The following is a 21,125-nucleotide window of genomic DNA, read 5'->3' as shown; positions in this document are numbered from 1 at the left end:
CGCTTATCTCCCCCAGTGGGCATGGAAGACGACCCGGATCACCAGCGCCGTACCCAGCATCAGCGCCGCAGGCGGCAGAATGTCGCGGGCCTTCAGCCATGCGAACAGCCTGACCGACGATCCGAGCGCCAGCACCAGCAGAAGAAGAACGATCAGCACAAGAAGGAGAGAAACGACCATGTCAGACGCCCCCTGACAGGCAAGAACAGGGGGTAGACCAGAAGACACAACGGGACAGAGACATCATCGCCAGCTCCTTGGCAGTTCCTGTGTGGCAGGACAGCCCTGCACACAGGATGAACTCAACAAGTCAGATGATCTACGATTTCCCGTGCACCGTCAATACGAATATACGCCTGTTTCGAGAAACAGGTTCCCGTATATCGCAAACGCCTCAGGGATGAGGCACGCCGCCGATCCAGACCACTTCGCCGAGCAGTTTGAAGCAGTCCAGGCGATCAGCCTCGACATCCTGGGGTGGGTAGCGATGATTGTCAGCAATCACCCGGACCCCGCCACCGAGTTTGGGATCAAGGCGACGGATCAGGACGGCGCCAGCGCTCTCTAGCGCATAGAGCGCGCTGCCCGTCACGGTGGTGACGCTCCGGTCTACGATGACTAGATCGCCTGAGGACAGGGTGGGCTCCATCGCATCCCCTGCATTGCTGATGAGGCAAAGGGACGTGAGGTCCCGGGGAATGACGCTCTGCAACCAGTCACGGCCAATCCGCAACCCGTCTTCATGAGCATCATACCAGGGCACGACGATCTGACGGGTCGAGGTGGTCTGGACCGCTGTCGCCCCGGACGGTGAGCCGCCAGCCGTACCAAAGGCGATCCAGTCCAGAGACACGCCGCAGACCCGGGCCAGGGATGCGAGGGCGGAGAATTTCATCTCCCCGCCATTCATGTAGTCCCTCAGGGTCGTATACGGCACGCCCGCCGCCTTGGCGGCATGGGTGATGCCAATACTCTGGGCCGCTTCGCGGAGGCGCTCGCCACGCTCGCGCATCAGGCGGATCTGGTCGTCCATGAGTTTACGCTTTCGCCTGGAATGTCGGGGCACGCAGAAGGTCCTCATTCGGAAATGAGGCATGAATACGATATTCCGCTTGATACGGAAATCGGAAAACCGTATCTCTTGACATCGAAATGTTGCGTGGCCCGTGACTCGTCATGGTCAGATCCTCGCATGAAACCGACATTTTTGTCCAAGGGATTGTCATGCCTGAAGATCCACTGTTGCCACCACCCCGTCCAGCCGGTCTCGAGGACCTGCATGCCGGCCTGCATGACGTGCTGCGTCTGATCGAGATCGAGCATGCGCTGCTCAAAGGGCGGCTGGAGAGCCTTCGCGCGGATACGGAAGGCGCGCGTCTGCTGGAAGGCGTGATGGTGCTTGGCGCCGTGCTGCAGCAGCGGATGGGCGGTCTTCTACAGCTTTGCCGCGAGGTCGGGAAGCTGTGACGGAACGGTCCGTCGGACACAGCGCGTCCTGACCCTGCCGTTTGCTTCATCGAAGCCCCGTTGCTCCCTTCCATACGGTCATCATCTCTTATGTCAGAACACTCAGACCCGTCTTCTGAGCACATCGTGCTGGACGGACACTGCCTTACGCGGGCGCTTCCTTTTGGCGCCTATCCGCTGACGGACGTGCAGAAGAAGATCCGGAAGGCCTTCTTCAACACGCCCTTGGGATACAGCCGTCTGCGACGGTCGTTCATGGAACGGTTCAAACGAGACTGCGCCTCAGGTCCTGTCGATGCGACCCTGTTCGGGCTGAAAGTACGGTTTTACCCGCAGGACAACCAGACAGATTCAAAATCGGCGGTGTGTGGCGCGTGCTACAATCATCGCGAGCTGAAATGGCTGCGGCGTCATCTGCCGAAGGGTGGGACGTTTGTGGATGTCGGTGCGAATATGGGGTTCTTTTCGCTCTATGCGACCCAGAGAGAAGCCCGTGTCATCGCCGTTGAACCGAACCCGGTCCTGTTCGAGCGGCTGGCGACCAATATGAGGCTGAACGAGATGCGGGCGGATCTCTTGCGTGTCGCCGTGGGCGATCAGGAGGGCTCTGGTCAGCTCTTGCAGGTGAACGGGGATTTTGGTGGAGGTCGGATCGGTGCGGGACACGGTGCTGCGGTGCGGATCCGTCCGCTTCTGGACATTCTGAAGGCCTGTGATGTGACGGCCGTGCATGTGCTGAAGATCGATATCGAAGGCTATGAAGACCGGGCGCTGCTGCCGTTTTTCCGCGAGGCGCCGGCGACGTTGTGGCCCGATCATCTCATCATGGAAGACACCGAGCATGGCCGGTGGGCCCAGGACATCTTTCCGGTGCTGCGGCGCTGTGGATATGAACGCCGCTCCCGCAGCCGGGGGAATATCCTGCTCTCCAGGTTTTGAGGGATGCTGGGGAGGAGAAGTTTGTCAGCTTTGGGGGGAAAGCGGAATGTCTGCTTTTATCTCTTGTTACTTGAAAGCGCCGCTCATGTCCTTGTAATAGGTGCGTTCAGTCACCATCCCTGCTTCGCTCGAAACAATGTCACGTTCGATAACTCGGTGCTGATCAAACAGTACTCGTACACGAATTGCCGCTGCTGCGTCCCAGCAGTCCAGAGTAAGCACGTATTGTGTCCAGCCATTCTTCGATAAAATAGGGCCTGTTAGGTCTTGAAAGACTGGCGGCCGTGCATAGCTTTGTGTGATGAGCACGATGCAGTCTGTGATTTCCGATGATGCGTGGCAAGTCTGGGAGCCCCTGATCGAGGCCGTTCGCCCGAAAGGCAAGATGCCGCCGCGTGACCTTCGTCGGACCATCTCGGCCATATTCTGGCGCCACCAGAATGGATCGAAATGGCGCTCCGCCCCCGTCGGACCTCGGCCCATGGTGGACCGCAGCACAGCTCCTCCTTCCCTGGACAAAGCTCGGGGTATGGCAGGCTCTTTTCGAGCGATTGAAAGACGGTGACCCGTCCCTCGGCATGGTCTTTCTCGACGGCGCAAACATTCGGGCGCATCACAAGGCGGCGGGAGCCGCTAAATAAGGGGAACTCAGAGGCAGCGTGAAGCACTTGGTTGCGCACGTGGAGGCTTTGGCATCAAGGTCTGTGTCGCTGTAGACGGACGCGGAAAAGCCCTATCGTTTACCCTGACGCCAGGTCAGACACATGAATTGCCGTCAGCGATGGCGCTCCTTAACGCATTGCCGCACGCCTCACGCTATGTCGTTTGCGACCGTGGATACGCCTCGAACCAGCTTCGAGAAGCTTTATGGGACAGAGGCTCGCGCCCGGTCATCCCGCCGAAACGCAACGAGGCTCCGGTCGCCTGCCCCAAATGGGCCTATCGGCACCGACATCTCGTCGAAAACTTCTGGGCTCGTCTTAAGGAATGGAGGGCGGTTGCTACAAGATAAGAGAACCGCCGCTTCCTTCATGGCCATCATCTGCATCGCAGCACCCGCAGATTATCTCAAGACCTAACAGACCCTAACGGCTACGCGCACATGCAACAAATAAATCTTGGAGCTGTCCTCCGTTGAATTTCGCCAGTCATCAAACTTCAATTGTCGGAAATACCCTCGTAATAACGCGAACCAATCCGCTTTCTAAACTGATCTATCTCGTAATCTTGGTTGAAAGAGTAGATCGATATTTCGTCGTCATTGATGACATGTAAATGATTCTCATAACGCTTCGAACGTGGAAAAGTGCGCCAGTTGACAGGCGCACCTGGAACTTCATAGATTTTCTCATCGCTCGTCATGACAAGAAGCCCGTCATCAAATTCCAAAACGACGCCAAACAAGGAGGTTTGTACTGACACGAGGGTATCAACGGTGTGTGATATTTGAATTGGTGTGCCAGCCCGTATAATCCGTCCGTCTTTCAAAAACCGATAAGCAGTGATTGAGTTGGCTTCGACTCTATAAAACTTGTCTTGACTACCCCATATAAAGGATTTTTTGCTCGTTTCTCTTCGTCCTTCATTCCGAGGCGAGAGTAACTTACCAAGATCTTCAATATTATTTAACTTACGGACAGTGGTTACTTTATCATTTTCTCTAGAATCCTGATTGCCTTTAGATACCACGTGTAGATCCTCGATCGTCATCTGCTCATAACGTGCAAAGTAGCTACCACTGTCGATCGAAGTCGCGACAATACTCCCAAACATCCAGTCACATGCTTCTGTCGTTCGTGTGGATACTGTCGTTAATTTTTTTTTGGTAAGCCACTCGTCTTTATTGGGGCCAAGATCTATCTCAAATAAACCTTCTTCGCCGCCAGCAATTGCAATAGCATAATGTGAGGGTGAGGCTTGATCAGATGGCAAATCGGTGAGTTGACTAGGTTTCAGTAATTTCTCATTGCCAATGTCATACAATGCGCCGTGAATACCTTCAGGCGAAGCAATAATCAATCTATCATAATAAAAAGAACTTGTAGCATGGGGGAATGGAAAGCAAGAATTTCCACGTGTGACTAGATATTTAAGAAGACGATTTTTTGAAATCGAAAAATCGTTTATTTTAAGTTTTGAAAACGCCTCTCCTAAATTAGATTTATTCAATGCATCGCGATATAGAGCATTACTTTCGCTGAAAGCAAAACGGAAAGCATCTTGAGCACCAACCCCAATCTCGCATCCTAAATCCTTTATCAATTCTTCCCAATTAAAGCTCTGAAACGAGCCATCCATACCGAAAAGATGGAGGCGCCCCTTATAAAGGAGAGAATCCCACCATTCACCCTCAATGGTTAGTTTCAGATTCTGCATGGCTGGCTTCTCACAATCCTACGCATTTGCACCTTCGTGATGATATTTTGATCCACCCAGTCAAGTAATATAATACTCGGTGGTTTTTGTTGCTTTTCCTTGTAATTTACCGGATACCCATGCCATTCTCCTGCATTTTCATCAAAACGTGAGAGAAAAAGAGTGGTCTTATGATCTTTGTCGACACCAAGAACTGCGACCTGTCCTGCATTGGTGTAAATTCCCCAACCCCATTTATCTGAAATCCATTTATTTCCCATCGCTAAAGTGAAAATTTTTACTTCCTCGGGAAGAGAGATTGTCCACTGTGACTTGCCGTGCGTATTGTCGCGGTGATCGGATTTGGGTTTATAATTTGTAGAGATTTCTTTCTCACCAATGTTCCAACAAATTTTATAAATTGTCATCAATCAAACCCCAAAGACACCGCAATAATTTAAAGGCAGATGGCACCATTCAATCTTTTTTAGTTTAGTATATCTGTGAAATTTTGTCTTCGCGTTAATTGATAAAAATTTCGAAAATGAGAGATGCAAGTCTTCGGCATAAATAACGGGGTAGATTGCCTAGATTGTGCGAAAACCGACACGACCGCCACTTCGGTCGAAAACGTTTACTGTTTTGATTGCGATGCCCTAAGCACAAGTGGGCGGCACGACTATACACTTATCATGTCCGCTATGCAGAGAGCGATCCGGGCAGCTGCATGTCTTAGATGTAGGCGAAAACAGCAGGTCCGCTTACGCCTCATCTCGGTCATACAGGCGATGGGAGAGTTTTCCCAGAAGCCGATATAAATCATCCCCGCTCTGTCGGCAAAGGCGGGGGGGGGCGGACTGGCGCACGCATTCTGCTCAGTCGAAGTTCAAATGTCGCCAAGCGTGCCGGGCCCGATGAAGATGGGCATCATGCTTACGCCATAGCCGCCTAATGCCTGCTATAGTTCTCATTTTGGTAAAAGCTTCGTCGGCCTGCCGAAACGCTCATGGATCGGACGCTGCCGTCGCCTCACGAAGGCTGTCGAGGCAACAATCTTATTATCCCACGCGTGGTTGATGATTGCCCATATCCGGAGGGTGCTGCAGAAAATCAATCAAACAGGTTTCTGATTTAGGCTCTGGAGAAACCCACAATCAATTAGATAGCAGGATTTATTTCATTATATGAATATTATAGCGCGTTAAAAACTTTGCGAACGTAATCCATTTTAGCTGTGGCATATTCCTCTCGTGACGTATCAGACACTTGTGCAAAAATCGTAGGCGGTACCCATTTGTCCAAAAATGGAACTCTTATTTTGACAATTTGTGGACTCAAAGCCCTACACGCATCCTTAATTTTTTGATTGAATGTAGGCTCGTCAGATTCATTAATATCTGATATTTTTTCATCTAGTATTTTTTTGAGTTCATCCATAAAATAACTAATTCGTTTCGTTGTTTCTTCTGAGTGTTGAATCGGCTGACCATTCTCATATTTCGTCAATGCGCAGTCCACAACATCATGGGCTTTTGCGAGTAAAACTTTAGAATTATCGCTCATATTTTTCTCCTAGAAAACTCAAAATATACTTGATCTATGACAATTATAGAACATGGAACGGAATGCAATTCCTTTCAGAGCCTGTTTGGAAAAACGGTCTGATGTGATTCAAGCTCTGGATGTGGACGCCAGAGCAGAGGGGCCGGATGGCCAGGATCACCCGCAAGACGAAACGCTACCCGTCTGACATGACGGGCGAGGAATGGGAGCGGATCGCGCAATTGACGCCAAGCCCTGGGCGTCGTGGCCGCCCACGAGAGGTCGAATTCCGTGAGGTGTTCAACGCGTTGCGCTATCTTGTTCGTCCAGGGTGCGGTTGGCGCAGGCTGCCGATTCACTTCGGGAACTGGCGCGACGGTTCCTGTTCCAGACCATCCATGACGTTGAACTGATGCTCGACCGAGAGCAGGCAGACCGCGAGGCCAGTCCGACAGCTCTGGTGATCGACCACCAGAGCATCAAGGCGCCTCATGCAAAGACAAAAGGATTACGATGCAGGCAAGAAGATCGTCGGACGCAAGCGCCACATTGCCGTTGATACGGACGGGCGCCTCCTGATGGTCAATCTGACCCCGACCGATATCTCCGACAGTCGCGGCGGCGGATGGTCCTGGATGCGATCCACAAGCGTTGGCCTTGGGTGAAGCATCTGTTCGCTGATGGCGCCTATGACCGCCTGAAGTTGATGGACAAGGCGATTTATCTGGATTTCATCGTCGAGATCATCCGCCGCCGCGACGGAACAAAGGGTTTCGAGGTACTGCCGCGACGCTGGGTGGTCGAGAGGACTTTCGGCTGGATGACCCGCTAGCAGCGGTTCGTACGTGATTACGAGCGCCGCGTCGACGTGTCACAGACCATGATCTTCGTCGCCATGGGCGCCAATCTCATGCGCAGAAATGTTCACTCGTGATTTTCCAAACAGGCTCTCAGAAATATGGAATATAGAGAGGTGGTCCCGTCTGTTCGGACAGTTTTTGGGTTTGAATAAGCTATACCCGGTTGTCGTTATGCCGCCATTCTGATGGCTCTGCTGTTGGCCCTCTGGGCCCGACTTCAACCTTATCGAGAACATCTTCGCCCAGATGAAGGCGTGGATCAGACGAGCAGCGTCCCGAACCCATGACACACTCCGGGACGCGGTGTGCGGCGCAATTGATGATGTTTGTCACAGGCATGTCGCATGCCTGCTTCGTCACTACGGGATATGAGTCAGATTAATCGGATTATGTTCGAGGAAAGCCGCTTATTTTGGTGAAAGACTGATAATAACGGGTAAATATAAATTCGCCCCATAGCTTTGCATCATTTACATTCCAAGCGCGGCAATGGTGTTATTGAGCCGGCGTAGCAGATCATCATATGTGATGATATCCATCATGTTCGCATATTTCCGCTTAATTATCTCGAAATCTAGCAATTGACTACCAGTCATATTGCTGCCCTTAATTTGGTCGCGGCCAACGATGATTATGGCCTTAGGATTGGATATTTTGATTTTCATACCAGATGGAAGCTCCGGAGCGTATTTTTTAGTGAGTATCTCTTCCCCTTTGACACCCCATTTTGATAGGTGGAAAAGATATTTCTCTGCCTGCATTATGCTACCACTCAGTTCAGAGGTTGGTATACTGTTACTACGATAAAGACTTTTGCGAAGAATTTTGTTTTCAAAAGGTTTTTTTATCTCGATCACATCAAGATTACCATTGGAATCAACAAGAGCGATGTCAAGATAGCGATCAGTTTTATTTGGAGGGTTGCTATAGTAGTCGTAAATAGTCACATTTTCTAGAACTTTAATATATTTTGGAAACAGGAGAAGCAAGAAAGATGACATAAGTTTCTGCCAATCTCCTTCAGGCCAGTCTTGCTTGGTAGAAAGAGCATCACTTATCAGATCACGAATTAATATATACTTTTCAATCTCCAGCTTTTTTATTTCATCTAAGTCAATCTTTGTGGTGTGTGTGAGTGCTGACTTCTTATTGAGATATGTCTCGTAGCGCCCTTGTGCATCCTTCATTCCGTCCAGATATTGCGATAGAATTGTGTGTACTCGCGCTTCGGCATATCGATTGAGCTCATAGGTATTGGGAAATTTTTTAAGTAATTCTTCAAATACATCTTGCGGAATGGCGTTAGTGTTTATTCCTCCTATTACGATGGGCCCATTATGATCAATAAGACCCGAAAGTCGACCAAATATTGATACATTACGCTCTGCCGTAAAAATCGATCTCTTTAGATTTATACTTTGGTCGATCCATAGATCCTGTTTGATATTTATTTTTCTTCCGGGGATTATGATGTAAGTCCCGTGTAGAGTTCCCAATGAGAACTCATATGTATACAGGTCGAAATTTTGTTTTGGCGTGGGGGAAGTAATAAGATCGGCTAGAAGGAAATGAAAAGTATTCGACACCGTAACAGATCCGGATTTGGATAGTTCACTCCAGGCCCAGTTATTATTATTTAATACACCTGATTTATACTCAAGTGTAACACACTTGCTCGTAATTCTGAAATTAAGCATCTCGTACTCCGATAGTATTTTCCGATCATGATAGTGAAATAGCCTGAAGGCTGCCAGTGCCTTACAGAGCCAGATAATTCTAGTTCATCATTATGCTTGGAGAACAGTATGTGCCGGATAGCGACATAATGGGGTAGCAAGATAGCGGAAGAGCCTCCTTTTACTCGGGCAACATGAGTGAGAAATGTCCGCTTCAATGTTATTACATTTCAAACCAGACCTTCCGTTCTCCCCCCCCCCCCCAAATACCTGACAACTTAGGGGTGTCAGATTTGCTTCTACGGCGGCCGCCAGCTTGCTGCTCTCCACTGCGCCTCAAAGGAGCTTCACCTGTGATGCCATCGGGGCTTGTTTCGGTCTCGCGATGGAAAATCAGGGGGCGCTATCCAAAGCCGGGCCTTAGCCGTGCGATGCTGTGTCCAACCAAGATCCCTCAAAGCGCGAGCAACATCGCGCTGCTCATCGGATCGGATTGGTCTTTTATAAAAGAGAACGTGTTCTGCAATCACATTGAGTGGCAGACCTGCCTTCCGGTATTCGTCATAAACTTGGATCATTCGGCCTGATGTCAGCTGCGGAAGAAGGTCATCCAGTGTCAATGCATCAGACCAGAAGGATGTCCGGGCGAACAGCAATTCCATGAGCGCATCTATCTGTGCCCAAAAGTGCGGGCCCCTAGTTATCGAATGGGGCTGTCGCAGTGTCAGCCTCTCTATGATTTCATCTATTTTTCTGTCCGAGAAATTTGGGCTTTCAAAATAAACGCGGGACCACCTTGCGCCGATATTACGCGGCAAAGAGCGCTCGATGGCTTTGGAAATGTCCAACAGTGACCAACTGGCCTGCGGGTGATCAGGATCGGTATAAGTTCCATCCGTGGGGCCTCTGAAGACATTCGTGAGAAGCCAGTAGAAAAAATCCTGGGCAACATTTTTGACTTCAAGAGAGCTCCAGGGAGCTTCCCAAGAAAATTCTGTTTCAACGACATCAAACATCGGGGCGACTTTCAGCATTGAAGCGGGATTTGCGGGGATCTGGCCCTAAAGGGGCGAGATGACTAGAAATCCGGCCTCAAGCGCACTGGCGCAGGTGCCTGAAAGCCGACATCGTCGCGACGGACGAGATGCTCGACGTCGCGTAGCCGAAAGAGCGTCCGACGCGGTCCGATCTTGTAGCGCTGCAGAACCCCAGCGGCGACATACCGATCAATTGTTGAGAGAGAGACACAGAGCCGTGTCGCGGCTTCGCGACGGCTTATAAAAAAGTCATCCGAAAGACGACTCGCCAATATAGATTCCATGATACGCCCGTCCAAACATGTCCCTTGCGGAACTAACGATGACACCGTGGTTCGTTTGGTTTTTTGGGCGTTCAGGATTCTGCAAAATTGCTGCTTCGATCAGAAGCAGGTAGTGCACTTCCCCTGTAAGAAGTCTTCTATACTTTAGTGTCAACCAACAAGAGAACGTTAGCTGAACACGGGCGACGATTTCAAGATATTTCTGAGCAAGGTTTCGCGGATTGCTACTTCGGTTGCTGCCTCAGATTATCTTGATGCCTCTGGGAAGGACAGGATTTCAGTCAGCAGGTCGCGTCGATAAATTTACAGGACGACGCATATCGCGTCCGAGCGCCGCATGATGACGCATTTTTTAAGATGGGACCCAAGGTGGGATGGATTTCGATAAATCAGATAACTCTCTGAAAAATCTGGGAATTTTTGATTTATCTGGCGGAGAGGGTGGGATTCGAACCCACGGTACCCGCGAAGGCACAACGGTTTTCGAGACCGCCCCGATCGACCACTCTGGCACCTCTCCGTACGGCTCTGCTGTTGCGCTGAACCTGATCGACGGAGGGGCTTATGACGGGCTTTATCCGATATTGCAAGAGGGTAGAAACGCCTTCCTGCGAGAAATATGGTTGCAGCGCGGTTTTTTAGTCGTTTCTGATTGACTGAAAGCCTTCATATCTGTATCGACCGCGGCTGTTCCATACGACCGCATTGCAGTGGTCGCCTTGGAGCCAACGACAAAAAGCGACTGGGTCGCGCCAGACCGGGACCACTCGGCAGCAGCGACCACGAGATCGGAACAGAGAGAGTTTCCAGAATGTACGCAGTCATCCGCACCGGCGGTAAGCAGTATCGCGTTGCTCCCGAGAGCATCCTCAAGGTCGAGAAGCTCGAAGCCGAAGCCGGCAGCACCATCACCTTCACCGACGTCCTGATGGTTGGCGGCGAAGGCACCGTGACCGTTGGCGCACCGCTGGTTGCTGGCGCAACCGTGACGGCAACCATCGTCGCTCAGGATCGTCTGCCGAAGGTGATCATCTTCAAGAAGCGTCGCCGTCAGAACAGCCGCCGCAAGAATGGACACCGTCAGCCGGTGACCGTCCTGCGTATCAACGCGATCAACGCGGCCTGATTGGCCAGACACTTTAGGTAAGGACAAACAGTCATGGCACAAAAAAAGGCAGGCGGCTCGAGCCGTAACGGACGCGACAGTGCAGGTCGTCGTCTGGGTGTGAAGAAATTCGGTGGCGAAAGCGTCATCGCAGGCAACATCATCGTCCGTCAGCGCGGCACGAAGATGAAGGCTGGCGCCAATGTCGGCATCGGTCGCGACCACACGTTGTTCGCTCTGGTGGACGGCCATGTGCAGTTCCAGCGCCGCGCAGAAGGCCGCGTCCACGTTTCCGTGGCACTGCCGGAAGCCGCTGAATAAGCAGCCCGCTGTTCCAGCGCGAGCAGAAAGGGCCGGTCCTGTTCGGGACCGGCCTTTTTGCGTATAAAGCGCCCCTCACCTTATTCTTTCGGACAATACGATGAAGTTTCTCGACCAGGCCAAGATCTATGTGCGTTCCGGTGACGGCGGTGACGGCGTGATCGCATTCCGGCGCGAGAAATACATCGAATATGGCGGTCCGGACGGCGGTGATGGTGGGCGTGGTGGCGATATCCTTTTCCGCGCGGTCCCCGGCCTGAATACCCTGATCGATTTCCGCTACACGCAGCACTTCAAGGCCCGTAAGGGCGGCAATGGTGCAGGTTCCAACCGGACTGGTGCTGCCGCTGCAAATGTTACTATCAATGTCCCGGTTGGAACGCAGATTTTCGACGAGGATCGCGAAACCCTGCTGGCCGATCTCGACGCCGAGGGTAAGGAAGTCCTTCTGTGCCGCGGCGGTGATGGCGGCCTTGGCAATACCCACTTCAAAAGCAGCACCAACCGTGCGCCACGCCGGGCCGATAAAGGCTGGCCAGGTGAAGAGCGCTGGGTGTGGCTGCGCCTCAAGCTGATTGCCGATATCGGCCTTGTGGGCCTTCCAAACGCGGGCAAATCCACGCTTCTTTCCGTCGCGTCCCGTGCACGCCCCAAAATTGCCGATTACCCGTTCACGACCCTGCACCCCCAGCTCGGCGTAGTTCGCCTGAACAACACCGAAGAATTCGTGATCGCCGACATCCCCGGCCTGATCGAAGGTGCCAGCGAAGGCGCGGGCCTTGGGGACCGATTCCTGGGGCATGTGGAGCGCTGCGCGACGCTCCTGCACCTGATCGACGGGACGGAAAGTCAGGTCGTCAAGCACTGGCGCCTGATCCGCAAAGAACTTGAGGCCTACGATCCGGAGCTTGCAGCCAAGCCCGAGATCATCGTTCTGAACAAATGCGACTCCCTGACGCCCACGCAGCGTTCCGCCAAAAAGCGGGCACTGGCGAAGGCATCCGGAGCCGAAGTACTGATGCTGTCTGGCGCGACGCAGGAAGGCCTGCCCGAACTGCTCCGGATGCTTCAGGATCGTGTCACGGCCGCCAAACAGGATCGGCAGGGATGACCGCTGCGGCTTGTGCTCCTCATCTGGCGCAGGCCCGCCGGATCGTCATTAAGATCGGAAGCGCGCTTCTGGTCGATTCAGCAAACGCGACCCTGCGCCAGCAATGGCTGCAGAGTGTTTGCGCCGACATCTCTGACCTGCGCGCGCAGGGCGCTGAGGTTATTGTGGTCTCGTCAGGCGCAATCTCTCTTGCCCGGCATCGTCTTGGCCTTACGTCCCGCAAACTACGTCTGGACGAAAAACAGGCGATGGCCAGTGTCGGGCAGATCGGACTGGCACAGGGCTGGAGTGCAGCGCTGGCGGACCACAATCTGGTCGCGGCACAGCTTCTCCTGACGCCGGACGATACGGAAAACCGTGAGCGCCACCTCAACGCCCGCGCCACGCTCCAGACACTGCTCGATCTGGGCTGCGTGCCGGTCATCAATGAAAATGATGCCATCGCCACCAGCGAAATCCGCTTCGGCGACAATGATCGTCTGGGCGCGCGTGTTGCCCAGATGACGGGTGCGGATTGTCTGGTACTGCTGTCCGATATTGACGGACTCTATACGGCCGACCCCCGACAGGACCCGTCTGCACGCCATATTCCCGTGGTCGAACAGATGAGCGACGACATCATGGCCATGGGGGGCGAGCCGCCACCCGGCTATTCGTCAGGCGGAATGCGAACAAAACTTCTGGCTGCAAAGATTGCAACGCGCGCCGGTGCGAACATGGTCATCGCAGCCGGACAGGAACACCATCCGCTGCGCAGACTGCAAAATGGAGGCCTCTGCACATGGTTCCTGGCTCAGACCGATGCAGGCTCAGCCCGCAAGCGCTGGATTGGCGGGAGCCTCCACCCCAAAGGCTCACTGACAATTGACGCAGGCGCATGCCGCGCTCTTCAGGAGGGCGCCTCCCTCCTTCCCGCAGGCGTAACCAGCCTTGAGGGCATGTTCGGACGCGGCGATCTTGTCGCCATCCGCGACGCTGAAGGCAATGTGATCGGGCGTGGCCTGATTGGCTATGACTCGGATGAGAGTCAGAAGCTGATCGGACACCGCTCCGGTGAAATGGAACAGCTTTTGGGATATCGCGGCCGGGATGCGTTAATTCATCGGGATGATCTGGCTCTCGATCATCCCTGACACGCCCTGCCCTGCTGTTCAGCCCCTTGGGGGCCAGCGCAGCTTGGGTTCGGAACGGGGCTGGTAAGCGTCACTCTCCGCAACTGTTTTTGCGGACTGCTTCTTGTCAATGGCGCGACTCAGAGGCTGGCGCGCAGTCTCTGTTGCGCCCTGCTCCCATGGCGCGCGCGACCAGACCCGCTCGGGCGCACTAGGCAGGTCGTCTCTCGCTGGAGTGGATGCCGCCTTAAAACCCCGGCGCGGCAGGGTCTCAGGGTCTGCCCGTCCCGTAATGCCCTGCCCCGAGCCACTCTGCCCAGGACCATCCTCATAGGACGGCAGATCAGGACGCAGGGTATGTGCGGGCATCAGATAGTCTTCATCTATCCGCGTCATGCGCTCCTGAGATGCTGTGACGGCCTGTGCCATTGGTTCAGCAGAAGGACTGTCGGGACGGCTCGAAACAGCCAGGCGCAGGTTCAGGGCCCGGAGTTCAGCGCGCATCTCGGCGATCTGAAACTCCAGATCCTGCAGCCGGGGCTTGGTGCCGAACACAGCGAACGGCATGCACAACAGTGCCAGCCCAAACAGTGCGGCCACCACGACCAGGCACCCGAAGGCCCAGCCTGGCAGCCATGAAAAATCAGACATCATGAGGAGGCCCGGTCCCGTCTGAAAGTGGCGTGTTCGATTGTCCGGCGGCCGGAATTACATTCCAAGGGCGCGACGGTAAATGTCGAGCAGGGTTTCCTGTTCCTCGATTTCCGCAGGCTCCTGTTTGCGCAGACGGATGATCTGCTTGATGACTTTTACGTCAAATCCGGCCGATTTGGCTTCGGAAAAAATGTCCTTGATATCGCCAGCCAGAGCCTTGCGCTCCTCTTCCAGACGCTCGACACGCTCGATGATGGAGCGCAGACGGTCCGCAGCGATCCCGCCCGTGGCAGCGCCTTCGTTCTTGATTTCTGCATCCATGGTCCGGTTTCCTTATGTCGTCTGGGCTATGTTTTGCCGACGCTGCGCAAACACAGCATCCGCCGCGCGGCTTATCGTGATGAGGGTCGGACGGTCAACGGAATTATGCGCACGTTTCATGAACGCGTGAACATGACGAAGCTTTTCTCCCGATGTCGTGCACGGCTCATCCCTTGACAGAAAGCCCCCCGACAGGGAACTAGACGGTGCCTGAAACGGCCTGAACCTTAACCCTTTTTTCCCGGTCTGCGGGTTCGAGAGGTCAGAGAGTCTCCCATGGAACATTTTCAGCAGGTCGAACCTTTCGACTATGTCATCTTCGGCGCCACTGGCGATCTCACGATGCGCAAGCTGCTGCCCGCGCTCTATAACCGCCTCCGGCTGGGGCAGATTCCGGATGATGCCCGCATCATCGGAGCCGCCCGGACAGAGCTGAGCCGTGAGGCCTATGTCGCGCGTGCCCGTGAGGCGCTCGAGCGTTTCCTTCCTTCGGATGTCCTGAGCCCCGGACTGGTGGACCGTTTTCTGGCCCGTCTGGACTATGTGACCCTCGACAGCAGCCGCCAGAGCGAGCAATGGGACAGCCTGACGTCCCTGTTCGCCAAGGCGCAGCCTGACCGGGTACGGGTCTTTTATTTCGCAACCGCGCCGCAGCTTTACGGCAGCATCTGCGAAAATCTGCACCGGTATGGGCTGATCACGGCCAACTCGCGCGTGGTGCTTGAGAAGCCCATCGGAACGGATATGGCGACCGCAACCGCCATCAATGACGGTGTGGGCCAGTATTTCCCGGAAAAGCAGATCTACCGGATCGATCACTATCTCGGGAAAGAGACGGTCCAGAACGTTCTTGCGCTGCGTTTTGCCAACCCGCTCATCAATGCGGCATGGTCAGCAGAGCATATCGAGAGCGTGCAGATCACCGCTGCCGAGACGGTCGGCGTTGAAGGTCGCGCCGCCTATTACGACACGTCAGGCGCACTGCGCGACATGATCCAGAACCATCTGCTTCAGGTGCTGTGTCTGGTCGCCATGGAAGCGCCGGATTCCCTTGAGGCCGATGCCGTCCGCAACGCCAAGCTGGCGGTTCTGAATGCGTTGCGCCCGATCACCGAAGCTAGCGCAGCGAGCGAGACCGTGCGTGCGCAGTACACGGCTGGCGTGATCGGCGGCGAGAATGTTCCGGGCTATCTTGAAGAACTGGGCACCCCCAGCTCCACGGAAACCTTTGCCGCAGTCCGGACCTGGGTGGATACGCCCCGCTGGAAGAACGTACCGTTCTATATCCGTACGGCCAAGCGTTCGGCCCGCAAGGTCAGCGAAATCGTCGTGACGTTCCGCCCGGCTGCGACCACGATGTTCGGTGCCACTCCCGCCAGCAACCGCCTCGTGCTGCGTATCCAGCCCAATGAGGGTGTGGAACTGCGCCTGAACGTCAAGAACCCCGCGCTGGACGTGTTCAACCTCCACACGGCGGATCTGGACACCTCCATCCGCATGGAAGGTGGCATGCCCTTCCCCGACTCCTACGAGCGGCTGCTGCTTGACGCGGTTCGGGGCGATCCGGTCCTCTTCATCCGTCGCGACGAAGTCGAAGCGGCGTGGCGCTGGGCTGAACCGGTCCTTGATGCGTGGAAGCATAATAAGGTACCCATGCAGACCTACAGCGCCGGTTCCTACGGTCCGGAGCAGGCGACCCGTCTGCTTGCCGAGCATGGCGACACCTGGCACGAAGCCTCGGAGTGACCACATTTGAGTGATGATAAAAGCGCAACGCCCCGTCTGGGCCGCGCGCCTGGCAAAAATACACGCCGCCAGCCCCGCAGCTTCAAACAGCTTCTGCTGCGGCGGCTTCTGGTGGTCATCCCGGCTTTTCTGCTCATGTTCATCGCAGTCCGGAGCGGACTGCTGGACATGTCTTATGACAAGATCACGTTCAGCAAGCTGAGCTGGTTCGATAACACCGCTCTGGTGGAACATCTCCGTCTTGCAGTGGTGAAGGACAATCTGACGGATCTGCCACGCAACTGCCTCGTCTTCGTCGTTAACGGCAGCGCGTCCGACAATACACCGACGATGGACGTTCTCGGACGCCACGGTAATGGCTGCCCCGGCGAGAAGCCATCAGCCGACAAACTGTTCAGCCTGAAGATCAACCGGGCTGACCGGACGGTACAGACCGATGCGGGAACGCCCGGCTCCTTCCACGATCTGCCTCTCTGAGGTGTTCTAAAAAACGGAGCGCCCTAGGACGCTCTGTTTTTCTCCTGCGCAAAAGCCTCGCGCAGAAACAGTCCCCCTTCTCTCAACGCCCGCCGCCCATCCCGGAACAGCGCATAGCCGTTCAGGAAACCATGAATCATGCGCGGGAAGTTTTTCAGCACAACCGGCACCCCGGCCTCATTCAGGCGACGGGCATAAAGTTCGCCCTCGCCCCTGAGTGGATCGAACCCCGCAGTGACGATCATAGCGGGTGGCAGAGTCTCGAAATCGTCAGCCAGCAATGGCGAAAATTCCGGATCGAAAAGCTGCTCCGGACTCGCCAGCGTCTGGCCGCAATACCAGTACAGAAGCTCCACACTCAGCATGTACCCGTCCGCATAAGACTGACGGGACGGTGGAACAAACGGACCGCTCAGGGCGGGATAATACAAAAGCTGGGCGCTGAGCGGGCGTGATCCCCGCGCCCGCACCCATTGCGTGAGCGCGGCGGAAAGATTGCCCCCCGCACTGTCACCCGCCACAGCCACAGGCACATCAGTCGGCACAGTCGCGAAAATCCACTCCAGCGCGGCTTTGGTGTCATCCAGAGCAGCCGGGAAACGGTGCTCGGGCGCAAGACGATAATCCAGCGACAGCACCATCGCCCCTGAAGACGCTGCAAGGCGGCAGCAGATTCCATGGTGCGAGACGAGGTCGCAATGCACGAATCCACCGCCGTGAAGAAACAACACAATACCTCTGACTTTCCCCCGTGGCCGGTACAGACGGGCATTCCGCTCTCCCTCCGCTCCGGGAACACGGATCTCACGCCACCGCCGGATCCGCAGCGACGAAAGACTGACCGGAAAACTTGGCCGTCCCGTCACACGGCGGATCTGTCGCAGGACGTCCACAGAAGGCTGTGGGGCAGGGATGGGCGGAATTTCGTCAAGAGCGACTGTTCGCGGTGCAACACCACGTCTGCGGCTCTGTCGGGCCAGCCAGAACAGGAAGATCCGCAATGTCAGGGTCGGGCGCATTTATCCCTTATGCTCCGGTCATCAGTAAAAGTCTGCCCTTGACCCCGCAGGCGTCCCGGAGCAGTGTCTGCCCCGCCAGACGGCTGGACGATCGCTGTGTGTGCGATGAGGATCGCATACAGGGAGGAAAGTCCGGGCTCCACGGGAAAACGGTACCGGTTAATTGCCGGCGGGGGCGACCCTAGGGACAGTGCCACAGAAAACAGACCGCCCGCCGGACTGTTTTTTCAGCGATTTATCGCGGGGAAAATACGTTGCGGGTAAGGGCGAAACGGTGCGGCAAGAGCGCACCGCATCTCCGGCAACGGCGATGGTCACGGTAAACCCTACCGGGAGCAAGACCGAATAGGAACGGCAGGTTTCCGCAAGGAAGCCGGGGGCTTCTCGCCCCGTCGTTCGGGTTGGTTGCGTGAGGCCTGCAGCAATGCAGGTCCCAGAGGAATGATCGTCCCGCTTTCGGGCGGACAGAACCCGGCTTACAGGCCGTCTGGCACCCTCTGAAAATCTGTTCTTCCAGTAATTGTCCCCTCCCCCAAAGAAGAACAAAAACAGAACAAATAACGGCAGGTATAGATCCGCCTCCGCGATTATCCCTGATAAACCCTAACAAACAGCAAAAATTTTTGTCACATTTCAACTTTTGAAAATGCCGCAGTTTTCTGCGGTTTTTTGGCGATATGTGTTTGACGTCCCATGAAATCCCATGATATCCCAATAAAGACCAAGCCAAATAATCAGCAGCCGAATACCCGGTTTCTGAATGCAGGAAGGAGGCACATCGTTCATGAGCATGTTCCTCGGCACGCATCAGAACCGTTTCGATGCCAAGGGACGCGTCTCTATTCCTGCACCTTTCCGTGCTGCTCTGAAATCTCAGGCCCAGCCGGGCGACCCGCTGGTTATTCTCCGCCCGTCCCATCTCCACCCATGCATTGAGGGTTGGACGGCTGGCGCTTTCGCCTCCCTTGCCACTCCGCTTGACGAATACGACCCGTTTTCGGAAGACCACGAAGATCTGGCCGCCAGCCTCTACGCGGATGCCTATCCGCTGGATAGCGACAAGGAAGGCCGCATCATTCTTCCCGAAACCCTGCGCAACCACGCAGCGTTGACGGATGAAGTCTCTTTCATGGGGTTGGGACGGACATTCCAGATCTGGCATCCCGCCGCTGCCGAAGAGCGTCGTCAGGCCGCCCGCAGCCGTGCAAAAACGCTTGCAACGAGCCGTCGCCCCATCAGCGCGCCCGCCGCTACAAACACTGCGGGAGCAGCCGAATGAACGCGATCACTCTGGTTCACTCGGGCCACGTCCCGGTCATGCTGCACGAGGTGCTCGAAGCCCTAGCACCCCGCGCTGGTGGCCGGTATCTGGACGGTACGTTCGGCGGCGGCGGCTATGCCCGTGCCATTCTGAACGCTGCTGACTGCACCCTCGACGGCATCGACCGTGATCCGGCAGCCATCGAACGCGGAAACGCCATGGCCGTACAGGCCAACGGACGGCTGCGGATGCATCAGGGCACGTTCGGTGACATGGAAGCTCTGGTCGGTGCAGAAGGCCCGTTTGACGGCATCGTGCTGGATCTGGGCGTCTCGTCCTTTCAGATCGATCAGGCCGAGCGCGGCTTTTCATTCCGGAACGATGGCCCACTGGACATGCGCATGGGTTCGGACGGCCCTTCCGCTGCCGATCTGGTCAATGACCTCAAGGAAGCGGACCTTGCGGACATTCTTTACCGATACGGCGAAGAAAAACTCTCCCGCCGCATCGCACGCGCCGTTGTGGCGGCCCGTGCTGAAGCTCCGATCACCACGACTGGCCAGCTTGCCCATATCATCCGCTGCTGCGTTCCCCGTGACCGCGCCAATATCGACCCCGCAACTCGCAGCTTTCAGGGGTTGCGGATTGCTGTGAACGACGAGCTTGGCGAACTGGAGCGGGCTCTGGAAGCAGCGCCGCGCCTTCTGGCGCCGGGCGGTATTTTCGTGGTCGTCACCTTCCATTCCCTCGAAGACCGTCTGGCGAAACGTGCCATGGCTGTTCTCGCAGGACGGACGGGAAATCCTTCCCGCTACGAACCGGCTCCGCTTCGCCAGAACGCGCCGGCTTTTTCCCTCCTCCATTCCCGCCCCCTCTCCGCTACGGACGAGGAATCCCGGGAAAATCCGCGCGCGCGCAGCGCCCGTCTGCGTGCACTGGTCCGTAATCCCGCCTCAGGAATCTCCTCATGATCCGGCCCTTCACCGTCGCCTGTGCCGTCCTTGCCGCAGGATCCGGCCTGTTTCTCTATACGAAGAAGCATGAGACTACGGTTCTGGACCAGCAGATCACGAAAATCGTGCAGGACACACAGCGTGTGCGGAGCCAGACCGCCATGCTGCGGACGGAATGGGCCCTTCTGAACCAGCCGGACCGCCTCAACACGCTCGCCGCCCGTTTCGTCCCGGCACTGCATCCGATGGAGCCGGACCAGTTCATCCGCATGACGTCTCTTGAAGCGCATCTTCCAGCCCCCGGCTCGAAAGCGCAGGCGGCAGATCCTCGCGAAGGACTGCATGAAGTCGTCAACAGGGCCGCAGAAGCCGCACATCTGCCCCTGCCCGCCCCGCAGCAGCCTGTTGTGCATACACAGCCTCCTGCCCAGAGTGCACCAGCACCCCGACCTGTGGTCATAGCCATGGCAAATCATCCTGCCCCGGTCGTCGGCAAACCTGCTGCGATTCCGGCACACTCTTCCCATGCCCATACTGCGGACGTCCAACTCGCGTCTACAGCTCCGCATCCGACTACAGTGTCCGTTCACAGCCATGCGGACACGGCGCCGAACGTGCATCTCATCAGCTATCGTGAGAGCCACCCTACTCCGCTGATGGTGGCCGCCTGGCATCCGCAAACTGTTCATGTCAGCCATGCGCCTGTGACGACCCGCCTTGCGGAAGAGCGTCCGCGGGCGCATCACGCTCAACTTTCCGCTCTGGCAAATGCAAATGACGCATTGCCCGCGCCGGTGCCGTTGGCTAACTGAAAGCCCTTCCATCGTTAACCGCTCGTTCAGCATTCTCGGATAGCTTAGGGCGAGCCCTTCAACAGGACGCACC

At 55.5% G+C, this 21,125-nt stretch carries 22 protein-coding genes, 1 tRNA gene, 1 other RNA gene and 3 pseudogenes; 15 read left to right on the top strand and 12 right to left on the bottom strand.

Annotation, left to right across the window (positions count from 1 at the left end; translation table 11 throughout):
• Positions 1 to 3 precede the first annotated feature (3 nt).
• Positions 4 to 180, bottom strand: a complete 177-nt coding sequence (locus JK176_RS02595) for a hypothetical protein (protein WP_224777768.1) — start codon at positions 178 to 180, stop codon at positions 4 to 6.
• A 214-nt stretch (positions 181 to 394) separates the two neighbouring features.
• Positions 395 to 1,033, bottom strand: a complete 639-nt coding sequence (locus JK176_RS02590; protein WP_211586273.1) for a LexA family transcriptional regulator — start codon at positions 1,031 to 1,033, stop codon at positions 395 to 397.
• A 191-nt stretch (positions 1,034 to 1,224) separates the two neighbouring features.
• Here JK176_RS02590 and JK176_RS02585 point away from each other — a divergent pair, with 191 nt between their 5' ends.
• The 3 genes and pseudogenes from JK176_RS02585 (at position 1,225) to JK176_RS02575 (ending at position 3,485) form a co-directional block, all read left to right on the top strand.
• Positions 1,225 to 1,467, top strand: coding sequence for a hypothetical protein (locus tag JK176_RS02585; protein WP_007284186.1), 243 nt, complete (start codon positions 1,225 to 1,227; stop codon positions 1,465 to 1,467).
• A gap of 90 nt (positions 1,468 to 1,557) precedes the next feature.
• Complete coding sequence (locus JK176_RS02580) at positions 1,558 to 2,406, top strand: FkbM family methyltransferase (RefSeq protein ID WP_211586272.1); 849 nt, start codon at positions 1,558 to 1,560, stop codon at positions 2,404 to 2,406.
• A 319-nt stretch (positions 2,407 to 2,725) separates the two neighbouring features.
• Positions 2,726 to 3,485, top strand: a pseudogene (locus tag JK176_RS02575) (IS5 family transposase).
• A gap of 79 nt (positions 3,486 to 3,564) precedes the next feature.
• Here JK176_RS02575 and JK176_RS02570 read toward each other — a convergent pair.
• Together JK176_RS02570 and JK176_RS02565 are read right to left on the bottom strand one after the other, a co-directional pair.
• Complete coding sequence (locus JK176_RS02570) at positions 3,565 to 4,782, bottom strand: hypothetical protein (RefSeq protein WP_211586271.1); 1,218 nt, start codon at positions 4,780 to 4,782, stop codon at positions 3,565 to 3,567.
• The gene (locus JK176_RS02565; RefSeq protein WP_211586270.1) at positions 4,770 to 5,189 is read right to left on the bottom strand and encodes a hypothetical protein; all 420 of its coding nucleotides are present in this window, start codon (positions 5,187 to 5,189) and stop codon (positions 4,770 to 4,772) included. Before JK176_RS02565 ends, JK176_RS02570 begins: the two co-directional genes overlap by 13 nt.
• A 549-nt stretch (positions 5,190 to 5,738) precedes the next feature.
• On the opposite strand from JK176_RS02565, the pseudogene JK176_RS02560 reads away from it, so the two are divergent.
• A pseudogene (locus JK176_RS02560) lies at positions 5,739 to 5,891 on the top strand (IS5/IS1182 family transposase); the annotation flags it as partial.
• Between the two features lie 61 nt (positions 5,892 to 5,952).
• Here the strand turns inward: JK176_RS02560 and JK176_RS02555 are convergent.
• The gene (locus tag JK176_RS02555) at positions 5,953 to 6,324 is read right to left on the bottom strand and encodes a hypothetical protein (RefSeq protein ID WP_211586268.1); all 372 of its coding nucleotides are present in this window, start codon (positions 6,322 to 6,324) and stop codon (positions 5,953 to 5,955) included.
• A 119-nt stretch (positions 6,325 to 6,443) separates the two neighbouring features.
• Here JK176_RS02555 and JK176_RS02550 point away from each other — a divergent pair.
• A pseudogene (locus JK176_RS02550) lies at positions 6,444 to 7,237 on the top strand (IS5 family transposase).
• A gap of 396 nt (positions 7,238 to 7,633) precedes the next feature.
• On the opposite strand, the gene JK176_RS15155 reads toward JK176_RS02550, so the two are convergent.
• From JK176_RS15155 to JK176_RS02535, 3 genes are all read right to left on the bottom strand, one after another.
• Complete coding sequence (locus JK176_RS15155; protein WP_211586267.1) at positions 7,634 to 8,749, bottom strand: Shedu immune nuclease family protein; 1,116 nt, start codon at positions 8,747 to 8,749, stop codon at positions 7,634 to 7,636.
• Between the two features lie 437 nt (positions 8,750 to 9,186).
• Complete coding sequence (locus JK176_RS02540; protein WP_211586266.1) at positions 9,187 to 9,873, bottom strand: hypothetical protein; 687 nt, start codon at positions 9,871 to 9,873, stop codon at positions 9,187 to 9,189.
• 717 nt (positions 9,874 to 10,590) lie between these two features.
• Positions 10,591 to 10,680, bottom strand: a tRNA-Ser gene (locus tag JK176_RS02535).
• A gap of 291 nt (positions 10,681 to 10,971) precedes the next feature.
• Between JK176_RS02535 and rplU the strand changes: the two genes are divergently transcribed.
• The 4 genes from rplU to proB all read left to right on the top strand — a co-directional run bounded on the left by rplU (position 10,972) and on the right by proB (position 13,830).
• Complete coding sequence (rplU, locus tag JK176_RS02530) at positions 10,972 to 11,286, top strand: 50S ribosomal protein L21 (protein WP_211586265.1); 315 nt, start codon at positions 10,972 to 10,974, stop codon at positions 11,284 to 11,286.
• A 33-nt stretch (positions 11,287 to 11,319) separates the two neighbouring features.
• Positions 11,320 to 11,586 (top strand): 50S ribosomal protein L27, encoded by a 267-nt coding sequence (gene rpmA, locus JK176_RS02525; protein WP_062027139.1) that lies wholly within the window; start codon positions 11,320 to 11,322, stop codon positions 11,584 to 11,586.
• A gap of 100 nt (positions 11,587 to 11,686) precedes the next feature.
• Positions 11,687 to 12,697, top strand: a complete 1,011-nt coding sequence (gene obgE / locus JK176_RS02520) for a GTPase ObgE (RefSeq protein WP_099286498.1) — start codon at positions 11,687 to 11,689, stop codon at positions 12,695 to 12,697.
• The gene (gene proB, locus JK176_RS02515) at positions 12,694 to 13,830 is read left to right on the top strand and encodes a glutamate 5-kinase (protein ID WP_211586264.1); all 1,137 of its coding nucleotides are present in this window, start codon (positions 12,694 to 12,696) and stop codon (positions 13,828 to 13,830) included. The genes obgE and proB overlap by 4 nt, the downstream gene beginning before the upstream one ends.
• 18 nt (positions 13,831 to 13,848) lie before the next feature.
• Here the strand turns inward: proB and JK176_RS02510 are convergent, their stop codons facing one another.
• Together JK176_RS02510 and JK176_RS02505 are read right to left on the bottom strand one after the other, a co-directional pair.
• Positions 13,849 to 14,463, bottom strand: coding sequence for a hypothetical protein (locus JK176_RS02510; protein WP_211586262.1), 615 nt, complete (start codon positions 14,461 to 14,463; stop codon positions 13,849 to 13,851).
• Positions 14,464 to 14,517: 54 nt separating this feature from the next.
• Positions 14,518 to 14,784: a DUF2312 domain-containing protein gene (locus JK176_RS02505; protein WP_099286501.1), complete on the bottom strand. Its 267-nt coding sequence runs from the start codon at positions 14,782 to 14,784 to the stop codon at positions 14,518 to 14,520.
• A 276-nt stretch (positions 14,785 to 15,060) separates the two neighbouring features.
• Here JK176_RS02505 and zwf point away from each other — a divergent pair, with 276 nt between their 5' ends.
• Both zwf and JK176_RS02495 read left to right on the top strand, forming a co-directional pair.
• Complete coding sequence (zwf, locus tag JK176_RS02500) at positions 15,061 to 16,530, top strand: glucose-6-phosphate dehydrogenase (protein ID WP_211586261.1); 1,470 nt, start codon at positions 15,061 to 15,063, stop codon at positions 16,528 to 16,530.
• Between the two features lie 6 nt (positions 16,531 to 16,536).
• Positions 16,537 to 17,007, top strand: coding sequence for a hypothetical protein (locus tag JK176_RS02495; RefSeq protein WP_174694494.1), 471 nt, complete (start codon positions 16,537 to 16,539; stop codon positions 17,005 to 17,007).
• A 23-nt stretch (positions 17,008 to 17,030) separates the two neighbouring features.
• Here JK176_RS02495 and JK176_RS02490 read toward each other — a convergent pair whose 3' ends face one another.
• Entirely contained in the window at positions 17,031 to 18,026 is a 996-nt protein-coding gene (locus JK176_RS02490) for an alpha/beta hydrolase (protein ID WP_211586260.1), read from the bottom strand.
• Between the two features lie 75 nt (positions 18,027 to 18,101).
• Between JK176_RS02490 and rnpB the strand changes: the two genes are divergently transcribed.
• Positions 18,102 to 18,521, top strand: an RNA gene (gene rnpB / locus JK176_RS02485) — RNase P RNA component class A.
• Positions 18,522 to 18,659: 138 nt separating this feature from the next.
• On the opposite strand, the gene JK176_RS02480 is transcribed toward rnpB, so the two are convergent.
• On the bottom strand, positions 18,660 to 18,812 hold the full coding sequence (locus JK176_RS02480; protein WP_167383443.1) for a hypothetical protein: 153 nt from the start codon (positions 18,810 to 18,812) through the stop codon (positions 18,660 to 18,662).
• On the opposite strand from JK176_RS02480, the gene mraZ reads away from it, so the two are divergent.
• From mraZ to JK176_RS02465, 3 genes are read left to right on the top strand one after another with little or no spacing between them, the layout of a single operon-like run.
• Complete coding sequence (gene mraZ, locus JK176_RS02475; RefSeq protein WP_211586259.1) at positions 18,811 to 19,305, top strand: division/cell wall cluster transcriptional repressor MraZ; 495 nt, start codon at positions 18,811 to 18,813, stop codon at positions 19,303 to 19,305. The two genes, JK176_RS02480 and mraZ, sit on opposite strands and share 2 nt — an antisense overlap.
• Complete coding sequence (rsmH, locus tag JK176_RS02470) at positions 19,302 to 20,258, top strand: 16S rRNA (cytosine(1402)-N(4))-methyltransferase RsmH (RefSeq protein WP_211586258.1); 957 nt, start codon at positions 19,302 to 19,304, stop codon at positions 20,256 to 20,258. The genes mraZ and rsmH overlap by 4 nt, the downstream gene beginning before the upstream one ends.
• Entirely contained in the window at positions 20,255 to 21,052 is a 798-nt protein-coding gene (locus tag JK176_RS02465) for a hypothetical protein (RefSeq protein ID WP_211586257.1), read from the top strand. The genes rsmH and JK176_RS02465 overlap by 4 nt, the downstream gene beginning before the upstream one ends.
• The last annotated feature ends 73 nt before the right edge of the window (positions 21,053 to 21,125 follow it).

The organism is Gluconobacter sp. Dm-73, assembly GCF_018256215.1.
Taxonomy (GTDB): Bacteria; Pseudomonadota; Alphaproteobacteria; order Acetobacterales; family Acetobacteraceae; genus Gluconobacter; species Gluconobacter cadivus.
Note: the sequence above shows the minus strand (reverse complement) of the source record. Positions and strands in the feature narration are given on the sequence as shown.

Coding starts and splice junctions, on each gene's coding strand:
- JK176_RS02570 (WP_211586271.1), bottom strand. CDS start 4,782: ATGCAGAATCTGAAACTAACCATTGAGGGTGAATGGTGGGATTCTCTC.
- JK176_RS02510 (WP_211586262.1), bottom strand. CDS start 14,463: ATGATGTCTGATTTTTCATGGCTGCCAGGCTGGGCCTTCGGGTGCCTG.
- JK176_RS02465 (WP_211586257.1), top strand. CDS start 20,255: ATGATCCGGCCCTTCACCGTCGCCTGTGCCGTCCTTGCCGCAGGATCC.
- JK176_RS02505 (WP_099286501.1), bottom strand. CDS start 14,784: ATGGATGCAGAAATCAAGAACGAAGGCGCTGCCACGGGCGGGATCGCT.
- JK176_RS02555 (WP_211586268.1), bottom strand. CDS start 6,324: ATGAGCGATAATTCTAAAGTTTTACTCGCAAAAGCCCATGATGTTGTG.
- JK176_RS02480 (WP_167383443.1), bottom strand. CDS start 18,812: ATGAACGATGTGCCTCCTTCCTGCATTCAGAAACCGGGTATTCGGCTG.
- JK176_RS02585 (WP_007284186.1), top strand. CDS start 1,225: ATGCCTGAAGATCCACTGTTGCCACCACCCCGTCCAGCCGGTCTCGAG.
- zwf (WP_211586261.1), top strand. CDS start 15,061: ATGGAACATTTTCAGCAGGTCGAACCTTTCGACTATGTCATCTTCGGC.
- mraZ (WP_211586259.1), top strand. CDS start 18,811: ATGAGCATGTTCCTCGGCACGCATCAGAACCGTTTCGATGCCAAGGGA.
- JK176_RS02595 (WP_224777768.1), bottom strand. CDS start 180: ATGGTCGTTTCTCTCCTTCTTGTGCTGATCGTTCTTCTTCTGCTGGTG.
- JK176_RS02590 (WP_211586273.1), bottom strand. CDS start 1,033: ATGGACGACCAGATCCGCCTGATGCGCGAGCGTGGCGAGCGCCTCCGC.
- JK176_RS02565 (WP_211586270.1), bottom strand. CDS start 5,189: ATGACAATTTATAAAATTTGTTGGAACATTGGTGAGAAAGAAATCTCT.
- proB (WP_211586264.1), top strand. CDS start 12,694: ATGACCGCTGCGGCTTGTGCTCCTCATCTGGCGCAGGCCCGCCGGATC.
- rpmA (WP_062027139.1), top strand. CDS start 11,320: ATGGCACAAAAAAAGGCAGGCGGCTCGAGCCGTAACGGACGCGACAGT.
- rsmH (WP_211586258.1), top strand. CDS start 19,302: ATGAACGCGATCACTCTGGTTCACTCGGGCCACGTCCCGGTCATGCTG.
- obgE (WP_099286498.1), top strand. CDS start 11,687: ATGAAGTTTCTCGACCAGGCCAAGATCTATGTGCGTTCCGGTGACGGC.
- JK176_RS02580 (WP_211586272.1), top strand. CDS start 1,558: ATGTCAGAACACTCAGACCCGTCTTCTGAGCACATCGTGCTGGACGGA.
- rplU (WP_211586265.1), top strand. CDS start 10,972: ATGTACGCAGTCATCCGCACCGGCGGTAAGCAGTATCGCGTTGCTCCC.
- JK176_RS02540 (WP_211586266.1), bottom strand. CDS start 9,873: ATGCTGAAAGTCGCCCCGATGTTTGATGTCGTTGAAACAGAATTTTCT.
- JK176_RS02490 (WP_211586260.1), bottom strand. CDS start 18,026: ATGCGCCCGACCCTGACATTGCGGATCTTCCTGTTCTGGCTGGCCCGA.